21 protein-coding genes and 1 pseudogene are annotated in these 16,763 nt (G+C 49.7%); all 22 read right to left on the minus strand.

The window, feature by feature from the left end; translation table 11 throughout:
- Positions 1 to 57 precede the first annotated feature (57 nt).
- A pseudogene (gene atpC / locus I8U27_RS16695) lies at positions 58 to 318 on the minus strand (ATP synthase F1 subunit epsilon); the annotation flags it as partial.
- 125 nt (positions 319 to 443) lie between these two features.
- A complete protein-coding gene (gene atpD, locus I8U27_RS16700) occupies positions 444 to 1,850 on the minus strand; it encodes a F0F1 ATP synthase subunit beta (protein WP_181753949.1) in 1,407 nt (468 codons plus the stop codon).
- Between the two features lie 96 nt (positions 1,851 to 1,946).
- Positions 1,947 to 2,813, minus strand: coding sequence for an ATP synthase F1 subunit gamma (gene atpG / locus I8U27_RS16705; protein WP_181754016.1), 867 nt, complete (start codon positions 2,811 to 2,813; stop codon positions 1,947 to 1,949).
- A 102-nt stretch (positions 2,814 to 2,915) separates the two neighbouring features.
- A complete protein-coding gene (gene atpA, locus I8U27_RS16710; RefSeq protein ID WP_181753947.1) occupies positions 2,916 to 4,430 on the minus strand; it encodes a F0F1 ATP synthase subunit alpha in 1,515 nt (504 codons plus the stop codon).
- Positions 4,431 to 4,461: 31 nt separating this feature from the next.
- Complete coding sequence (locus I8U27_RS16715) at positions 4,462 to 5,007, minus strand: F0F1 ATP synthase subunit delta (RefSeq protein ID WP_181753945.1); 546 nt, start codon at positions 5,005 to 5,007, stop codon at positions 4,462 to 4,464.
- On the minus strand, positions 5,004 to 5,492 hold the full coding sequence (gene atpF, locus I8U27_RS16720; RefSeq protein ID WP_232345599.1) for a F0F1 ATP synthase subunit B: 489 nt from the start codon (positions 5,490 to 5,492) through the stop codon (positions 5,004 to 5,006). Before atpF ends, I8U27_RS16715 begins: the two co-directional genes overlap by 4 nt.
- Before the next feature lie 82 nt (positions 5,493 to 5,574).
- Positions 5,575 to 5,799 carry a F0F1 ATP synthase subunit C gene (gene atpE / locus I8U27_RS16725; protein ID WP_232345603.1) on the minus strand — a complete coding sequence of 75 codons (225 nt, stop codon included), beginning with the start codon at positions 5,797 to 5,799 and terminating at the stop codon, positions 5,575 to 5,577.
- 42 nt (positions 5,800 to 5,841) lie between these two features.
- Positions 5,842 to 6,582, minus strand: a complete 741-nt coding sequence (gene atpB, locus I8U27_RS16730; RefSeq protein ID WP_181753941.1) for a F0F1 ATP synthase subunit A — start codon at positions 6,580 to 6,582, stop codon at positions 5,842 to 5,844.
- Positions 6,573 to 6,986, minus strand: coding sequence for an ATP synthase subunit I (locus I8U27_RS16735; RefSeq protein ID WP_181753939.1), 414 nt, complete (start codon positions 6,984 to 6,986; stop codon positions 6,573 to 6,575). Before I8U27_RS16735 ends, atpB begins: the two co-directional genes overlap by 10 nt.
- Positions 6,987 to 6,992: 6 nt before the next feature.
- Positions 6,993 to 7,211 carry an AtpZ/AtpI family protein gene (locus I8U27_RS16740; RefSeq protein WP_181753937.1) on the minus strand — a complete coding sequence of 73 codons (219 nt, stop codon included), beginning with the start codon at positions 7,209 to 7,211 and terminating at the stop codon, positions 6,993 to 6,995.
- Positions 7,212 to 7,561: 350 nt separating this feature from the next.
- Positions 7,562 to 8,191, minus strand: coding sequence for a uracil phosphoribosyltransferase (gene upp / locus I8U27_RS16745; RefSeq protein WP_181753935.1), 630 nt, complete (start codon positions 8,189 to 8,191; stop codon positions 7,562 to 7,564).
- A gap of 311 nt (positions 8,192 to 8,502) precedes the next feature.
- A complete protein-coding gene (locus I8U27_RS16750) occupies positions 8,503 to 8,679 on the minus strand; it encodes a hypothetical protein (RefSeq protein ID WP_181753933.1) in 177 nt (58 codons plus the stop codon).
- A gap of 62 nt (positions 8,680 to 8,741) precedes the next feature.
- The gene (locus I8U27_RS16755; protein WP_181753931.1) at positions 8,742 to 9,989 is read right to left on the minus strand and encodes a serine hydroxymethyltransferase; all 1,248 of its coding nucleotides are present in this window, start codon (positions 9,987 to 9,989) and stop codon (positions 8,742 to 8,744) included.
- A 175-nt stretch (positions 9,990 to 10,164) separates the two neighbouring features.
- Positions 10,165 to 10,731 carry a TIGR01440 family protein gene (locus I8U27_RS16760; RefSeq protein WP_309506170.1) on the minus strand — a complete coding sequence of 189 codons (567 nt, stop codon included), beginning with the start codon at positions 10,729 to 10,731 and terminating at the stop codon, positions 10,165 to 10,167.
- A complete protein-coding gene (rpiB, locus tag I8U27_RS16765) occupies positions 10,728 to 11,177 on the minus strand; it encodes a ribose 5-phosphate isomerase B (protein WP_220186026.1) in 450 nt (149 codons plus the stop codon). Before rpiB ends, I8U27_RS16760 begins: the two co-directional genes overlap by 4 nt.
- 132 nt (positions 11,178 to 11,309) lie before the next feature.
- On the minus strand, positions 11,310 to 11,972 hold the full coding sequence (locus tag I8U27_RS16770; protein WP_181753928.1) for a low molecular weight protein arginine phosphatase: 663 nt from the start codon (positions 11,970 to 11,972) through the stop codon (positions 11,310 to 11,312).
- A 35-nt stretch (positions 11,973 to 12,007) separates the two neighbouring features.
- A complete protein-coding gene (locus I8U27_RS16775) occupies positions 12,008 to 12,736 on the minus strand; it encodes a ZIP family metal transporter (protein ID WP_181753926.1) in 729 nt (242 codons plus the stop codon).
- The gene (locus I8U27_RS16780) at positions 12,730 to 13,293 is read right to left on the minus strand and encodes a manganese efflux pump MntP (protein ID WP_181753924.1); all 564 of its coding nucleotides are present in this window, start codon (positions 13,291 to 13,293) and stop codon (positions 12,730 to 12,732) included. Before I8U27_RS16780 ends, I8U27_RS16775 begins: the two co-directional genes overlap by 7 nt.
- Positions 13,294 to 13,389: 96 nt before the next feature.
- A complete protein-coding gene (locus I8U27_RS16785) occupies positions 13,390 to 14,415 on the minus strand; it encodes an L-threonylcarbamoyladenylate synthase (RefSeq protein WP_181754007.1) in 1,026 nt (341 codons plus the stop codon).
- A 108-nt stretch (positions 14,416 to 14,523) separates the two neighbouring features.
- Entirely contained in the window at positions 14,524 to 14,988 is a 465-nt protein-coding gene (locus I8U27_RS16790; RefSeq protein ID WP_181753922.1) for a GNAT family N-acetyltransferase, read from the minus strand.
- A 93-nt stretch (positions 14,989 to 15,081) separates the two neighbouring features.
- On the minus strand, positions 15,082 to 15,756 hold the full coding sequence (gene spoIIR / locus I8U27_RS16795; RefSeq protein ID WP_181753920.1) for a stage II sporulation protein R: 675 nt from the start codon (positions 15,754 to 15,756) through the stop codon (positions 15,082 to 15,084).
- 94 nt (positions 15,757 to 15,850) lie between these two features.
- Positions 15,851 to 16,738 carry a peptide chain release factor N(5)-glutamine methyltransferase gene (gene prmC, locus I8U27_RS16800; RefSeq protein ID WP_181753918.1) on the minus strand — a complete coding sequence of 296 codons (888 nt, stop codon included), beginning with the start codon at positions 16,736 to 16,738 and terminating at the stop codon, positions 15,851 to 15,853.
- Between the last annotated feature and the right edge of the window lie 25 nt (positions 16,739 to 16,763).

Raw genomic sequence — 16,763 nt, forward strand, 5'->3', positions numbered from 1 at the left:
CCTTTACTGCGGGCTTAAAGAACAGCTGCCCATACTTTGCATGTGCACTTTTATCTATTCGCCGGGAAGATCTGCCTCTTCCGCCAAAATAGTTACTTTATCCGGGCGAACTTCCAAAAAACCGCCGGAAACGGCAATCTTTTCTTCCTGTCCGTCCTTTTTCACACGAACGGTTGTGACTCCTAACGGGCTGACGAGAGGAGCATGTCTAGGCAAAATACCGATGTCCCCTGCAGCAGCACGTGTAATCACCATGTCTACTTCATCAGAGTAGACGAGCCGCTCCGGTGTCACGATATCCAGCTGCATTTTACTCATGCGGACATCACCTCTTTTTCGTAAAATGCTACCTCAACAATGGAAAACTTGAAAAAAAGTCCTGACAGAGCCGTGTCCTTACCGGCTCTGCCGGGGAACTGATCAAGCTTTTGTTGTTGGGATGATTAAATAGTCCGTGTATAACCGAGTTCTTTGGCTCTTTCCAGTACCTGGTCAATCGACCCGACCATATAGAAAGCTTCTTCAGGCAGATCATCATGTTTTCCTTCGAGTACTTCTTTGAAGCTCCGAACAGTCTCTTTCACCGGCACATAGACACCGGGACGGCCGGTAAACGGTTCGGCAACGTGCATCGGTTGAGACAGGAATCTTTCTACTTTCCGGGCCCGTGCTACCAGCTGTTTATCTTCTTCGGACAGCTCATCCATACCGAGGATGGCGATGATATCCTGAAGTTCCTGATAGCGTTGCAGCAATTGTTGTACGCCGCGGGCCACTTGATAGTGTTCTTCTCCAAGAACGGCCGGAGAGAGAATCCGGGAAGTAGATGCGAGCGGATCTACCGCCGGGAAAATCCCTTTTTGCGTCAGGCGGCGCTCCAGGTTGGTGGTTGCATCCAGGTGAGTAAACGCAGTCGCCGGAGCCGGGTCGGTATAGTCATCCGCCGGTACATAGATTGCCTGGATGGAAGTAACCGAACCTGTTTTGGTTGAGGTAATCCGTTCTTGCAATTGACCCATCTCGGTAGCGAGGGTCGGCTGGTAACCTACCGCAGACGGCATCCGGCCCAACAGGGCAGATACTTCGGAACCGGCCTGGGTAAAGCGGAAAATGTTATCAATAAACAGAAGTACATCCTGGCCTTCCTCGTCACGGAAGTGTTCCGCCATGGTCAAACCGCTGAGAGCCACGCGCATCCGCGCACCCGGAGGCTCGTTCATCTGTCCGAAGACCATCGCGGTTTTGCTGATTACGCCAGAGTCTTTCATCTCATGGTACAGGTCGTTCCCTTCACGGGTCCGTTCACCCACACCGGCAAATACGGACAAGCCACCATGTTCCTGGGCAATGTTGTGGATCAATTCCATAATTGTAACCGTTTTACCTACACCCGCACCACCGAAAAGGCCAATTTTACCCCCCTTGGCGTACGGGGCAAGCAAGTCGATCACTTTAATTCCGGTTTCAAGCATTTCCTGTGCGGTGGATTGTTGTTCAAAGTCCGGAGCCGGGCGATGAATCGGATGTCTTACCTTGGCATTTACCGGTCCGGCTTCATCAATCGGTTCACCCAGCACATTAAATACACGCCCCAACACTTCACGTCCGACCGGGACAGAAATCGCGGCGCGGGTATCCACTGCTTCCATACCGCGGACCAGGCCATCGGTAGAGGCCATGGCAACCGTACGCACAGTATTATCTCCCAGATGGAGAGCTGTTTCTAAAACCAGCTCGCTGCCGTCCGGGCGTTTTACTTTAATGGCATTGTTGATTTCAGGCAGGTGTCCGCGCTCAAACTCGACGTCCACAACCGGACCCATTACCTGAAGAACACGTCCAGTGCTCATCAAATTCCCTCCTTAACTGCATCTCTTACTTAATTAAAGATAAGTAAATCGCTGATAGATCCGTCCAAAGAAAAGATAAGTCCTAACAAAAGTGAATCAGAGTGCTGCTGCTCCACCCACAATTTCGGCGATCTCCTGGGTAATCGCAGCCTGGCGTGCACGGTTAAACTGAATGGTCAGATCAGCAATCATTTCCGTCGCGTTATCGGTGGCACTGCTCATCGCAGTCATCTTCGCCGCAAACTCACTCGCTTTTCCGTCCAGCAAAGCACTGAAGATCAACGTCTCGGCATACCGGGGGAGAATTTCCGCCAGAACCTGCTCTTCTGATGGTTCATACTCGTAAAATGTTTTTACTCCCGGGGAAGTTTCCTGCAAATCATCACTTTCCAGCGGTAACAGGCGTTTCTCAACCGGACGCTGAACAACCGGATTGACAAACTGGTTATACATAATGTAGAGCTCATCAAATTTTTCTTCCGCATAGTACCCGACCGCTTGACCGGCAATCTCCTTCACATCGGAAAAGACCGGTGAGTCCGGCAGGCCGGTTCTTTCAGCAATCACCGGATAATTCCGCTTCTTAAGGAAGTCGCGCCCTTTCCGGCCAATCACAAAAATGACATACTCGTCTTTGCTTTTATGGCGCTTGTTCAGTGTTTGCGTCAACATGCGGAGCAAGTTGCTGTTATATCCGCCGGCGAGACCTCTGTCAGAGGTAATCACCAGATATCCCGTCTTTTTCACCGGACGGGAAATAAGCATCGGATGTTTGCTGTTCGTTCCCTGGGCCAGATTGATGATCACTTCCCGCAATTTATCCGCATAGGGACGGGCTGCTTCTGCCTGTTCCTGAGCACGGCGCAACTTGGCGGCAGCTACCATTTTCATCGCCTTGGTGATTTTCCTCATGTTTTCAAAAGAACGAATGCGCCGTTTAATATCCCGCATCGATTGTGCCATGTGAATGTTCACCGCCTTTCATCCACTGACATCTGTCCGGGCCGCCTCCCGTTTTTAGCAGCCCGCCAGATGTTCAGCCAGAGTTGGAGACGCAATTACACATTACTCGGAGACAACAAATCCTTTTTTGAAGGTTTCAATCGCTTTTTTCAGTTTTTCTTCATTGTCTTCTTCAATCTTCTTGTTATCGCGGATGCTTGCATAGATGTCAGCATGGTTCGCATCCAGGAACGCATGGAACTCGCTTTCAAAACGGCGGACATCCTCGACAGGGATATCATCCAGATGGCCTTTGGTTACCAGGTAGATGGAAACAACCTGTTTTTCAACCGCCATCGGCTGATGCTCATCCTGCTTCAGGATCTCGATCACCCGTTTTCCGCGTTCCAGTTTCGCAAGCGTAAATTTATCCAGATCAGACCCGAACTGGGCAAATGCCGCCAAATCGTAGTACTGAGACAAGTCAAGTTTCAAGGTACCGGAAACTTTGCTCATCGCTTTGATCTGCGCGGCTCCCCCTACCCGGGATACAGATGTACCGACGCTGATCGCCGGGCGAATACCAGAGTAGAACAAGTCAGACTCCAGGAAGATTTGCCCATCGGTGATGGAGATCACGTTGGTTGGAATGTAAGCGGAAACGTCTCCCGCCTGAGTTTCGATAAACGGCAGGGCAGTCAGCGATCCCCCACCCCGCTCATCAGAAAGTTTAGCCGCACGTTCAAGAAGGCGGGAATGAAGGTAGAATACATCCCCCGGATACGCTTCACGGCCCGGCGGACGGCGGAGCAAGAGGGAAAGCTCCCGGTATGCAGCCGCTTGCTTGGAAAGGTCGTCATACACGCAGAGAACGTGCCCGCCTTTATACATGAAGTATTCACCCATGGAACAACCCGCATACGGCGCCAGGAAGAGAAGCGGTGCCGGATCAGAAGCGCTTGCCACAACCACAATCGTATATTCAAGCGCCCCATGGCGGCGCAGTGTTTCCACAACCTGAGCAACCGTGGATTGCTTTTGTCCGATTGCCACATAGACACAAACCATATTTTGATCTTTTTGGTTGATAATCGTGTCAATCGCAATCGTCGTTTTACCCGTTTGCCGGTCACCGATGATCAACTCACGCTGGCCGCGTCCAATCGGGATCATGGAGTCAATCGCCTTAATCCCTGTCTGCAACGGCTCATGAACCGATCTACGGTCAATAACACCGGGGGCCGGAGATTCAACTGCACGGAATTCGGTGGTTTCGATCGGACCTTTTCCGTCAAGCGGCTGTCCGAGCGGGTTCACCACACGTCCCAACAGTGCTTCACCCACAGGCACTTCCATCAGGCGTCCGGTCCGTTTTACCTGATCCCCTTCACGAATTTCGGTGTACGGACCTAAGATAACAGCCCCGACATGGTTTTCTTCCAGGTTCAGAACCATTCCCATGACGCCACCCTTAAACTCTAAAAGTTCACCGGCCATGGCATTTTGCAGACCGTGAACGCGAGCGATCCCGTCACCCACCTGGATGACAGTTCCGACGTCGGTTACTTCGACTTCGGTACGGTAGTTTTCGATCTGTTGCTTAATCAGCGAACTGATCTCTTCCGGTTTAATGCTCATAAGTGATGTCACCCCTATCTTTCACGTTGTTCTATCCGACTCTTGATCCTTTCAAGCGCTCTTGAAAGCGGACCAGTTTTGTTTTTAAGCTTCCATCGTACAGGCGGTCACCGATCTGGACAATGACACCACCGAGAATATCCGAATCGACGACATTATTGATGTGAATCGTTTTTCCGACCATCTGCTGGAATACCTCTGTCAACTGCTGCTTGTCTTCTTCGGTGAGAGGTGTGGCCGAGGTTACAATCGCTTCAGCCACTCCTCTTGCTTCATTGGCCAATTCCTTGTATTCAGCTGCGATTTCTCCGATATATCCTTCTCTGTGACGATCAGCCAGCAAAAAGAGCAGGTTCTGTGTGATTTCATTCAATTCCTTAAAGAGGGTGGAAAACAATTCTTTTTTCTGAGCAGAGTCTGTATTGGGGTGGCTGAACCACTCCATTAACTCCGGGGAGGCGGAAAAGGTTTCAACAATCTGTGTCAGCTCTGTTTCCACTTGATCCAACAGGTTCTTTTCCATGGCGACTTCAAACATCGCTTTTGCGTAACGCTTCGCTACAACGGATCCGCTCATTGCAATCGCCCTACCTGTTCAAGGTAACGGTCCACCAGTTTGGATTGCCCTTTCTGGTCCAGCTCCTGTTCCAGCATTTTGGATGCGAGTTGAACGCTCAGAGCACCAATCTCATCACGCAGATCGGCAAGCGCTTTCTCTTTTTCCCGCTGGATTTCAGTCGTCGCCTCTTGAATCATCCGTTCTGCACGTTCTTGAGCCTTTTGGATAATTTCTTCCGCTTCACGCTCTTTTTGTGACTTGGCCCGTTCGATCATTTCCTTTGCTTCCAGGCGGGCCTTGTTTAATGCTTCTTTTTGCTCTTCCACTAATTTGATAGCATCCTCACGGTTTTTCTCCGCTTCGGAGATTTGATTTTCAATATGGCTCTGGCGCTTTTTCATCGTCCCCAATATCGGGCGTAAAGCAAATTTTGAAACAAGGAGCATTAAGATTATAAAAATGACTAGCTGAGATAACATCGTTCCCAAGTGAAACTCCAGCAAATCAAGTCACTCCCTTCAAACTTAAAATAATAGCGGGGGAGAATTGATTCCCTTCCCCCGCCTCATCTCTTTGCAGAATCGTTTACCCGCCGATAACACCGAAGAGCAACAGGATCCCTAAAGCAATACCGATGATGGGTAAGGCCTCTACCAGACCGAACAAGATCATAGACTGTCCGAACAATACGCCTCTTGCCTCAGGTTGACGAGTGATCCCTTCGATATATTTACCGAACAAGTTACTGTTACCGATCGCCGCACCCAGAGCAGCAAAAGCAATCATGATTGCACCTGAAAGAATGTTCAAATCCATTTGTATCAAATCCTCCTTATTTGTTTGGAACACCGCTTAGTGGCTTGCCATTTTTTGTCCGATATAAACATTTGCAAGAACTGTAAAGATATAAGCCTGAATGGTACCCACAAAGAGCGAGAAGCCCATCCAAAGCAGTAATGGTGCACCCGTTAACCAAATAGGACCTTTTGTTAACATGATCAAAATCAAAACTTCACCGGCAAAGATATTTGCCCATAAACGCATGGCATGTGTGGCCGGTTTGGCAAACTCTTCAATCACATGCAACAAGCCCAGCGGGCTGAAAAAATGCCCCAGGTATTTTTTTATGCCGGCACGGATCCCCATATAATTGGCGAATAAGGCAATCGCGATCGCCATCGCAAACGTTACATTCATGTCAGCAGTCGGGGATTTTAACCATGCCACATCTCTTGTGTTTCCTTCTTTCATTGCCTCTTCCGTAATCCCGAGCGCAGGGATCGGATGTTCTGCTTCAGCAGATACCATCATGATGACACCCAGCTGATTGGCCACAAAGATAAACAGGAAGAGGGTAAAAGTAAAGCCGAGAAACTTTTCTGTTGTTTTGTCATCAAAACTCATCCGCGCCATCCCGCGGGAAAAGTCGATAATCATTTCAACAAGGTTTTGCAATCCCGTCGGTACCATTTTCCGACCGCGAGTCGCTGCGATTGTGATTAAAAGCACAATGACAGCCGTTAAAAGTGAACCGATGATTACTGTTAAATCAAAGGTAAGGCCTAAAAACTCCACCTTTGGTGTTAATTCCATTCCCTTTGTTCACCCCCTTCGTTCAATCTCTTTTCTCTTTTCGAACACCAAAAGTACATAAAAACTGAAAGTATATAGCAAACCGGCAACCCCAACACCATTGACCTGAAATCAAATGTTCCCGGGTATTTGACAGTAATCATAACAGCCAGGGTTACCATGAGAAACCGGTTTAACATGCCAACGCCCGGAGTTTTGGGAGAGCCAGTGGCTATTGCATATTCACCCGCGATACGGAGCTTTCTGGCCAGATAAAGAACATTGTACAAACTGACCAGGATTCCGAGAATAAGCCCTGCTATTGCTTGTTGATAAGAAGTTGAAAACCATAAGATCAATAACGCGATAATGAGTCCAACAGTGAAGACCAAAACTCGACGGCAAATGGATTTCATGGGATCCATGAGGAGTCATTCCTTTAATGATGCTTTTAATGTGTAGGCCGCACTGACAAATCCCAGTACGATTCCTACCAGCACTCCTATGATCAGCATGGTGGGTTTGGTTTGCCAGACAGTGTCCAACCATCTGCCCAACCATGCCCCGCCTATCGTCAGGAGAATTACCTCCATACCCATTGAACCAACCACAGCAACCATTTGCCAAGGGTTCCCTTTTTGTTTATTCACAAAAATCCCCCATTGGAATTTTTTAGTTGAGGAAAGGATCAAACTGAGGGGTTAAACGAAGAGGTGATTGGTTGATGGGTACATGTCTTTCCCCTGCCTATAGTAACGAAGCATGATAGTTGTTGTCAACGCTTTCCCAAACTTGAGATTTGAACAATTCGTCACATTTATACACTGTTGAATTTGTGAAGAAAATTCTATCACCCTCAGGAAAAAGAGTTTTAGATACTTCTCATGTAAGTTTAGCATGGCAAAAGCAATAAATACAGATTTTCCCAAATAGCAGAATTTCCCATTTCGGTGATGGATTCGTCTAGTTCCATTACATGAGCAAGTCTATGATTTTATGCCTATTTTGTTCCAAAAAGACGGTCCCCTGCATCACCCAGTCCCGGTATGATATAGCTTTTTTCATCCAATTTTTCATCGACGGCAGCAACATAGATATCAACATCACCATGATCTTTCCGGACTCGTTCAATTCCGGGGGGCGCGGCAATTAAACACATCAGCTTAATGCTTTTTGCACCCAGTTCTTTTAACGAGCGAATCGCTTCCGAGGCGGAACCCCCTGTAGCGAGCATGGGATCAATGACAATCAGGTCGCGTTCCCCGATATCTGTGGGCATCTTGGAATAATAGTGGACCGGCTCCAGTGTATCTGGATCGCGATAAAGGCCCATATGCCCCACTTTAGCGGCCGGAATCAATTTTAAGATCCCGTCCACCATGCCAAGACCTGCTCGCAGGATGGGGACCAGACCCAGTTTTTTCCCGGACAGGACTTTGCATTTTGCCGTGGCTACCGGTGTTTCCACCGTTACATCCTGAAGCGGCATATCTCTGGTAATCTCATAGGCCATCAAGGTACTCACTTCATCGACTAATTCGCGGAATTCCTTTGTTCCCGTGTTTTTGTCGCGAATGTAAGTCAGCTTGTGCTGAATGAGCGGATGGTCAAATACATATACGTTTCCCACGATGTTCACCTCTTAATATTTGCTTTTTTATCTAAGCTTACCCAAATGATATATAATCATATAACCGGATGCCCTACAAGCTTTTCTGCGAAAGTGTTGTGTGTCATCGGGGGAGGGAAGAATTCTGACTCGCTCCCGATTGGCGCCCTGCGAGGAAGCAGAAATGGCCGCTCCCCGAATTTTGCCTCCCCGGCATGATTAAACTTTCATCCCTGGGTTGTGCCGGCAAGTCATGAGGCTTTTCTGTCAAAAAAACAAAAGTCTGGAACCCTCTCTTTTGCGGATTCCAGACTTTTTCTTTTAACGCCGGATTACCCTGCATTTTCCCTGCTTGTTACCTGCAGGAATTTCTCTTCCAGCGACTGGGTTGCTGTTTGAATGGCAGATACATTGATTCCGGCGGCGACGAGAGCTGAATTGATTCTGGGGATCTCTTCCCTGTTTGCCGGCAGGGACAAGCCTTCTGATTCGATTTGGACCTTTTTCATTCACCCTAACGGGAATCGTGGTCTGTTTTTACATATTCACTTTGGTATCTTCTCTTTTTCGCTTAATATATGAGGCCCGGATACAGCGGAAACTTTTCCGTTAACACAGCCACACGTTGACGGGCTTCCTGATGGGCTGTTTCATCTTCCGGATTTTTCAGGGTGAGTGTGATAATATCAGCAATTTCATCCATCGCTTCGAGATCCATGCCGCGGCTGGTAACGGCAGCTGTTCCGATACGGATTCCGCTGGTGACAAACGGGCTTTCCGGATCGAACGGAATGGCATTTTTGTTGGTGGTGATCCCCACCTCGTCAAGCAGATGCTCCGCTTTCTTCCCTGTCAGGTTCTGGTTGCGGACATCGATCAGAACCAGATGATTGTCGGTTCCGCCCGAAATAAGATTAAAACCGTTATGTTTCAGTCTTGCTGCCAGACGGACGGCATTGTTGACCACCTGTTGCGAATAGGTTTTAAATTCTTCGGAAAGCGCTTCTCCCAGAGCGACTGCTTTGGCGGCAATCACATGCATCAACGGGCCGCCCTGTACACCCGGGAAAATGGATTTATCAATCAACTTGGCATATTTTTCTTTGCAAAGAATCAGGCCGCCGCGGGGTCCGCGCAGTGTTTTATGCGTGGTGGTGGTCACAAAATCGGCATACGGAACCGGGTTAGGATGATGGCCTGTAGCCACCAGGCCCGCAATATGCGCCATGTCCACCATCAGCAGACAGCCGGCCTCGTCAGCAATCTCCCGCAACCGGGCAAAATCGATGATCCGGGGATAGGCGCTGGCCCCTGCCACCAGTAATTTTGGTTTGTGCTCAAGAGCGAGTTGGCGCACTTCATCATAGTTGATGCGATGAGTTTCGGCATCCACTCCGTAAGCGACGAAATTGTACAATTTTCCGGAGAAGTTGACGGGGCTTCCATGGGTTAAGTGCCCGCCATGAGCCAGGTTCATGCCCAGTACCGTATCCCCCGGCTCCAGCACGGCAAAATAGACAGCCATATTGGCCTGGGCACCGGAATGAGGCTGGACATTGGCATGTTCGGCGGCAAATAATTTCTTTGCCCGCTCTCTGGCCAGATCTTCCACCACATCTACATATTCACAGCCGCCATAATAGCGCTTAGCCGGATAACCCTCGGCGTATTTGTTGGTTAAAACGGTTCCCAACGCCTGCAGCACCGCTTCGCTCACAAAGTTTTCCGAGGCGATCAACTCAATTTTATTTCGCTGCCGCCCCAGCTCTGCGGCGATCGCTTCAGCCACTTGCGGATCTTTTTGTCGCAGTTGTTCCATACCATTCTCCCCCTCTGTGTAAGTCCACTCGACCTATTTGCGAATCTGTTGCAATCCTTTGTCTGAACGGTTTCCAATCATTGTCCCTCTTTGAGCCCCGCGGGCAAAGCGGCTCACAAAACGGATCGTACCCGGAACAGGCAGGAATGATGCAACAACTTCTATTCTAGCAAACTCATTCCCGTACAGGTGACTGGATTTGATATACGGCCCGGGCACCGCCGATCAATTTCGGGCGGGTTTTGGCCATTGTCACATGGGCTTCCCCCACCTTCAGGCAGCGCGGGCGTACGGGAACAGCCACCGGCTTTAGATGCATTCCGATTAATGTATCGCCGATGTCAATTCCGGCATCGGCTTGGATCTGTTCAACCAGTACCGGATCATTCAGGTTGCGGAAAGCGTAAGCAGCCATTGCACCGCCTGCATGAGGAATCGGGACTGCCGTCACTTCCGGCCAGCCAAATCTTTCAGCCGTCACTCTCTCGACAACCACGGCCCGGTTGAGATGTTCACAGCACTGAAAGGCGAGGTGAAATCCGTGTTTTTGCCGGACTTCACAGATACCTTCAAACAGCGCGGCGGCAATCTCTTCACTTCCACCCGTTCCAATCCTTCTGCCCGCCACTTCACTGGTGCTAACTCCAAACACCAGGACATGTTTGTCGGTGAGCGGCATTGCTTCCAGCAGTTGTTCAATCACCTGTTTTATCTCTGATTGAATTTGTATCGGGGAGCTCACTTCACGCCGCTTCCTTCCAGCTCATGAATTTTTGCCACACGGCGGGCATGGCGTCCCCCCTGGAATTCTGCAGTCAGCCAGGTACGAACAATTGATCTTGCCAGATCCGGGCCAATCACACGTTCACCCAGCGCCAGGATATTGGCATTATTGTGCTCACGGCTCATGCGGGCGGAAAACTCGTCGCTCACCACTGCACAACGAATCCCTTTGACTTTATTGGCCGAGATCGACATGCCAATTCCGGTGCCACAGATTAAGATTCCCAGGTCATACTCACCCTGTGCCACCTTTTCCGCGACCGGCCTTGCATAATCCGGATAATCCACGGAGCTTTCACAATCACACCCGACATCGTCATATTCCAGGCCCATTTCACGCAGCAGGTTTTTAATCTCTTCTTTTAAGCGGATTCCGCCATGATCCGATCCTAACAATATTCGCATGATCAAACTCCCCTGTATTTTTTTCTGTGAAAGTGTGTGTCTGAAGGGGGGAAGGCAGAATTCTGATTCCCCGGATGATTTAACTTTCATCCCTGGGTGATGTCCCCAGGTTATGAAGGTTTTGCTTTGCCATTACAACTCTTTGTCCGACTCCTTTTTCCACTTTTTCACGATTTGCCTGATCACAGATTCCAATTCACCTGCACACTGGCGATAAATCTCGACAGAGCCGCCAAAAGGGTCGCTGACATCCAGGTCTGACGATTCTCCCTCAAGTTGTTTCAACAATTTGCTCTGTTCCTGTTGCAGTGGCTGTATCTCTTTTTGCAGCGCTTCGATCGCTTCGGTATGCCACTCATCATCCGCTTTCAAGGAAAAGCGCGACTGAACCTCTGCCCTTTTTGCCTCCATCTCGGTGAGCAGCCGGTCAATCCGGCGGTAAAGCTCTGTCCTGTCGGGGCCTGAACTCGCGTATTCCTTTAAAGTAAACACTTTATCAGCACATTCCGGAAAATCGCTGATGATTAAAATCTTATGATTGCGAGTCATTGTAAGAATGAGATCAGCCCAGTTCACCAGTTCCGTTTCCACGATCTGTGAGCGATGAGAATGATCAATCCCTTTTTCCTTTAACACCCGGGTGGCATTACCGGAAGCCGGCGATCCGTTGACCGCAGATACTCCTGCTGACCGAACTTCTACTTCTAGCTGCTTATCCCCGGCTATTTTCTTCAAAATGGCTTCAGCCATCGGACTGCGGCATGTATTTCCCGTACACACAAACAAAACACGCAACACAATCGCTCACCTCATTTCTTCTGTTTTCAGTATCAGTGGAACAGATGGATGATATACATAAAAAGGGCTCCAAATCCCATACCAACCCATGCAATCGGTTTATGCAAAGTAAAAGCTCTGGGACAAATCTCGCAAATGACAACCCAGATCATCGTCACAGCCGCAAAAATCAGCCCTGCCGATACAATATCCGGTGATCCGGTCAGATATTTAAGGCCGATCCAGGTTCCCAGCGGCAATGTGGCTCCGCATAACAAACTGAGAAACACGATCAGAAGCGGGTGGCGCCCTGCCGCAACCAGAGGGGCTGCCAGGCCGATTCCCTCGGGAATATTATGAACCGCCATCGCAAGCGCCAGTGTATGCCCGACATGGTCCCCCGTCTTAAAGCCGATCCCAAGCGCCGCTCCTTCCGGGGCATTATGTGCCGCCACGGCGATCACCAGCAAAAAACCCAGTCTGGTGAGATGAGAGGATTCCCCTTTACTTCCTACTTTACTGAAAGGAAGATGATGGAGCAATAGCATTAAGAGCGTACCTGTACCCATTCCTGTTAAAAGATGGAGGAAACCGCCGTGTTTAAAGGCAGAGGGAAGCAAAGTGAGATAGCAGACGAAAAGCATTACTCCTCCCGACATTCCCAGAGAAAAAGCGACCGTTTTTCTTGTGGGAGAGAAAAAAAGAACGAGTATGGTTCCCAATAAGATGGATGCTCCGGTCCATGCACTATATATAACGGCTTCCGGCAGACTACTCACCATAAAAACTTACTCCCTAACAAGAGCAAAATAAACCCGCCCAGTGCCTCCCCGTAACTCCCCAGCCAATTGCCCACAAATCTCCCCAGGTACAATCCGCAGGCAGCCATCAAAGCACCTGCGCATCCAAACAAAAAAATAGCCAGATAGAGATCTGCGGAAAATAGTCCCATACTCAGACCCGCTGACAGGGAATCCATACTGACACTTAAAGAAACAAGCTGAACCCCGATAAATGAGTTCACATTGAACTTGTTTGCTTCTTCCTCACCCTTGATCACTTGATACAGCATTCCGGCTCCCAGGAAGCAAAGCATTCCTCCTCCAACCATTGCCGCAATATCTTTCATCACAACGCTTAAATACTTCCCCAACATCATCCCCGCGAGTGGCATTAATACGTGAAATAAACCAATGGACAGGCTCAACCATGCAACTTTTCGCAAAGGGAGCCTTTTCATGCCCAGGCCGATTCCAAGTGAGAATGCGTCCATTCCCAGAGCAACGGCGATCATCAAAAGGGTAATGAACTGTCCCCAATGCGGTATAGAAAGCTCCATGCCTTATCCTCCCCTGTCCATTCTTGTTGTCACATGGTATGCCTCGTCCAATTAAAAAAGAACCAGGTTCTTCAATCCCCTGATTCTTCACCATGCTTAAACTTGAATGACTCTCCCGTCTGCGGCTTTGCGCAGGCGGTTCATAACCGAATAAAAGATGCCTTGCTCCGGAAAGGTTTCTGCTAAAATCAAATCTGCCTGTTTCTCATCAAAAACCCGCAGGGCACGATATAATTCCCTGGCCACACTGGCAGGGTCGGAGCGCCGGCCGCAGGCAACAATGACATCCGCGTCAAATTTGTCTTTATGTTCCTCTGTTGTTAAGATCCCTACTCTGTGCCCCTCTCCTTGTGCATCCCTGGCCATCTTCTGCATGCACACATGTACATTCTCCTCTTTGCCCTGCAACAGCCACACTTCTCCACGCGGAGCATAGTGGCGATATTTCATTCCCGGGGAACGGGGAACACCCTGTTCATACTGCTCACTAGAGCCGATGACAATTGTCTCCGCCACCTGCTCCAACTCTTCGACAGATACTCCTCCAGGGCGCAGCAGCACGGGGGTCTTCCCGGTTACATCAACCACCGTAGATTCCACTCCTACTCCTGCCGCTCCTCCATCCAACAGAAGATCAATCCGGCCTGCCAGGTCGTTCCATACATGACTCGCTTCGGTGGGGCTGGGCCGGCCCGAACGGTTGGCACTCGGTGCGGCAACCGGCACTTCAGCCAACTGAATCAGGGCCAGGGCGACGGGATGGGAAGGCATACGAACAGCAACCGTCGGCAGTCCGGCCGTCACATTGGGAGCGATATTTCCGCGATGGGGAAGCACGAGCGTTAACGGGCCGGGCCAGAAACGGCTGACCAATTTTTGGCCTGCAACAGGAAGGTCAGCTACCCATAAAGGCAGTTGATCCAAGCTTCCGATATGTATGATGAGGGGATTATCCGAAGGGCGCCCCTTGGCCTCAAAAATGGCGGCAACTGCCTTTTCCGAAGTGGCATCGGCCCCGAGGCCGTAGACCGTTTCCGTCGGAAAAGCAACCAGCCCGCCTTCACGCAAACATTTTGCGGCCCGAATCAATTCATCTGTTTGTTTGGCCTGGTCCAATCCCATGGAGGCATGCACTTCCAACCAGCGGGTCATTCTTGATTTCAACTGACATTCCCTTTCTACTCTCCTTCTTGTTGCCTTATCATACCACAAACAGGCAAGGGAATTCCTCTAGTGTTGTCCGCTTGGAAAGCAGGCATAAACCATAGGGGTTCCGTTCGGTCCTGTATGCTCGAGGTGTTCGGAACCCGAAATATCTTCAGGAAGATCAGCAAACGGAACTTCAGCAAACCCTATTTGTTCAAAAAAGGAGGCGGAAGCACCTGCCAGCAGGTAGACGTGGGATAATTGAAGGTGTCCGGCGTAAGCAAGCAAAATTTGAATCAGTTGCAATCCTACTTTGGGGTTCCATGAAGCTCTCTCCAGCACAAAGGAGCGCAGCAATCCACAGGGCCGATATACTTCCATCCCCACCGCCCCGGTAATCCGCGCTGCACTTCCATTTTCCCCCGGGCTTTCAACTACAAAGAAGTGCTCCAAATGCTTGTCAACTCCCCGATCATTTAAGCCAGCTTCGTTCAGCAATTTCCTCACTTGAAAAATATCCCGTTTCGCGGCGCGGCGAATCACAAACATCTTGACGATTCCCCCAATCAAACTTGTCCTCTCATTAGCGTTATGAAGGGGGAGGCTTTGCTAGAACAAAAAAATCCGGCCTGGCCGGACTTTTTACTTAAACAGTTGAAATAGTTGATCCAGAAATAAGAACCGAACTTCAACCGGATTTGATTTTGATTGATCCATGTGAGACTCGGCAGCTGCCAGCACTTGATTTTCAGGGGAAATGGATGCAGACAGCACTTTCTGGTTTTTTTGCGGTACGGCATCCCCGTTGCTCATATCTACAAAGCAGAGAGGAGGAAAGAGTACACACCACCAATTATCCCCTTTTCCCTCGCCGATGGTAATACGCAACGCTTCATAATTCCCGGCCGGATAGACCTGATCGCCATAAAGCTTGGTCGGGAACGGAACCTGTCCAAAATCAACTTTCACCGGATAATGAAAACCGTGGCGGGCAATGGTTTCTTCAGCGATCTGTTGAAAGCGGGGAATCTGTTTTTTGACAGCCCGGCGAGCTTCATCAATCGTTTCAGGCTGGTGGACCCATGTTTTCATCTCTTTAATCACTTCATCACGAATCTGTCTTTTCAACCACTGGTCTCTCACCTGGTCACTGTTGGCCAGTATACGAAGCCGGATGGCCTGTTCAGGTATCTTCTGGCCCGAATGAGGGTTGGCTGACTGCTGTACTGCCAGCATATGGCCGGTCTCCGAGCCGGTGTAGCCCAACCAGGCACCGACAGCGATCATGATCAGCAAAAAATAAGTGCGAACTTTCATGTTTAAGCCCTCCTCTTGTCCCTATTCACAGTATGAACAGAGTGGAGGAGGTTTAAACAAATTGTTCCAAAATTTAGGCTGATGGCAGGCAAGGCTATCTTTCTTTACGCCGAATCCATCCGGCAACGACCCGGTCAAGCCCTGCCAGATCTTTCCGCACAGAAACTTCTCCCTGTCCGGCGATGTTGGCAACCAATGTTGAGACCGCTTTGCCCTGGTCCGCCCCAATTTCAAAACAAACCAGCTGGACAGGCTGGTTCCATTGAGCCAGCTGGTTTGTCAGGACCCGGTAAGGATCAAGTCCGTCCTCACCACCGTCCAGGGCCAGACGGGGTTCAAATTGACTCACCTGTTTTTCCAGCCCGTGCACTTCCGCCGAAGGGATGTAAGGCGGATTGGAAACCAGTATATCAAGCGGGGCCTTTCCTTGTAAAAGCGGTGTCAAATACTCTCCATGAATCCACATGATCCGCTCTTCCACTTGATGCTGTCGGGCATTCTGTCTCGCCATGTTTAATGCCTCTTTTGAAACATCAATCGCTGTCACCTCCCAATGCGGGCGTTCCGCTGCCAGTGTCACAGCAATAGCTCCGCTTCCTGTCCCTACATCCACAACATGAAGGGGTTGATCCCCCCATTCTTTTTCAGCCTCCTGCAAAACAGTTTCCACCAGAATCTCTGTTTCAGGCCGGGGAATGAGCACAGACGGATTGACCTGAAAAAGACGTCCGTAAAACTCCTGATCCCCCAAGATATACTGGATGGGTTCCCCCTGAGCCCGCCTTTCCAGCCAACCGCTCAATTGCTCCTGCACCTCTGCCGGCCAGGGTTGGTTCCACATCGTAAAAAAGCGGGCCCGGTCAACTTCCAAACACCTGCGCACCAGCAGCTCTGCTTCAAATTCAGGGGATGCGGTTCCTTTTTCCTGTAAAAAAGAGGAAGCCCACTGCCAGGCTTGCCTGATTGTACAAACTGATCCCATCCTGTTGCTCCCTTCTCAGCACTTC

The sequence above is a fragment of the Paenactinomyces guangxiensis genome (genome assembly GCF_016055185.1).
Lineage (GTDB): Bacteria > Bacillota > Bacilli > Thermoactinomycetales > Thermoactinomycetaceae > Paenactinomyces > Paenactinomyces guangxiensis.

Bases quoted from the DNA above. Each gene is read 5' to 3' on its own strand.
- I8U27_RS16780 (WP_181753924.1), bottom strand. From the start codon at position 13,293: ATGGAGCTTTCTATACCGCATTGGGGACAGTTCATTACCCTTTTGATG.
- I8U27_RS16735 (WP_181753939.1), bottom strand. From the start codon at position 6,986: ATGGATCCCATGAAATCCATTTGCCGTCGAGTTTTGGTCTTCACTGTT.
- atpD (WP_181753949.1), bottom strand. From the start codon at position 1,850: ATGAGCACTGGACGTGTTCTTCAGGTAATGGGTCCGGTTGTGGACGTC.
- atpG (WP_181754016.1), bottom strand. From the start codon at position 2,813: ATGGCACAATCGATGCGGGATATTAAACGGCGCATTCGTTCTTTTGAA.
- I8U27_RS16750 (WP_181753933.1), bottom strand. From the start codon at position 8,679: ATGAAAAAGGTCCAAATCGAATCAGAAGGCTTGTCCCTGCCGGCAAAC.
- prmC (WP_181753918.1), bottom strand. From the start codon at position 16,738: ATGGGATCAGTTTGTACAATCAGGCAAGCCTGGCAGTGGGCTTCCTCT.
- I8U27_RS16715 (WP_181753945.1), bottom strand. From the start codon at position 5,007: ATGAGCGGATCCGTTGTAGCGAAGCGTTACGCAAAAGCGATGTTTGAA.
- rpiB (WP_220186026.1), bottom strand. From the start codon at position 11,177: ATGCGAATATTGTTAGGATCGGATCATGGCGGAATCCGCTTAAAAGAA.
- atpB (WP_181753941.1), bottom strand. From the start codon at position 6,582: ATGGAATTAACACCAAAGGTGGAGTTTTTAGGCCTTACCTTTGATTTA.
- I8U27_RS16775 (WP_181753926.1), bottom strand. From the start codon at position 12,736: ATGGTGAGTAGTCTGCCGGAAGCCGTTATATATAGTGCATGGACCGGA.
- I8U27_RS16755 (WP_181753931.1), bottom strand. From the start codon at position 9,989: ATGGAACAACTGCGACAAAAAGATCCGCAAGTGGCTGAAGCGATCGCC.
- I8U27_RS16790 (WP_181753922.1), bottom strand. From the start codon at position 14,988: ATGTTTGTGATTCGCCGCGCCGCGAAACGGGATATTTTTCAAGTGAGG.
- I8U27_RS16785 (WP_181754007.1), bottom strand. From the start codon at position 14,415: ATGGGATTGGACCAGGCCAAACAAACAGATGAATTGATTCGGGCCGCA.
- atpA (WP_181753947.1), bottom strand. From the start codon at position 4,430: ATGAGCATTAAACCGGAAGAGATCAGTTCGCTGATTAAGCAACAGATC.
- spoIIR (WP_181753920.1), bottom strand. From the start codon at position 15,756: ATGAAAGTTCGCACTTATTTTTTGCTGATCATGATCGCTGTCGGTGCC.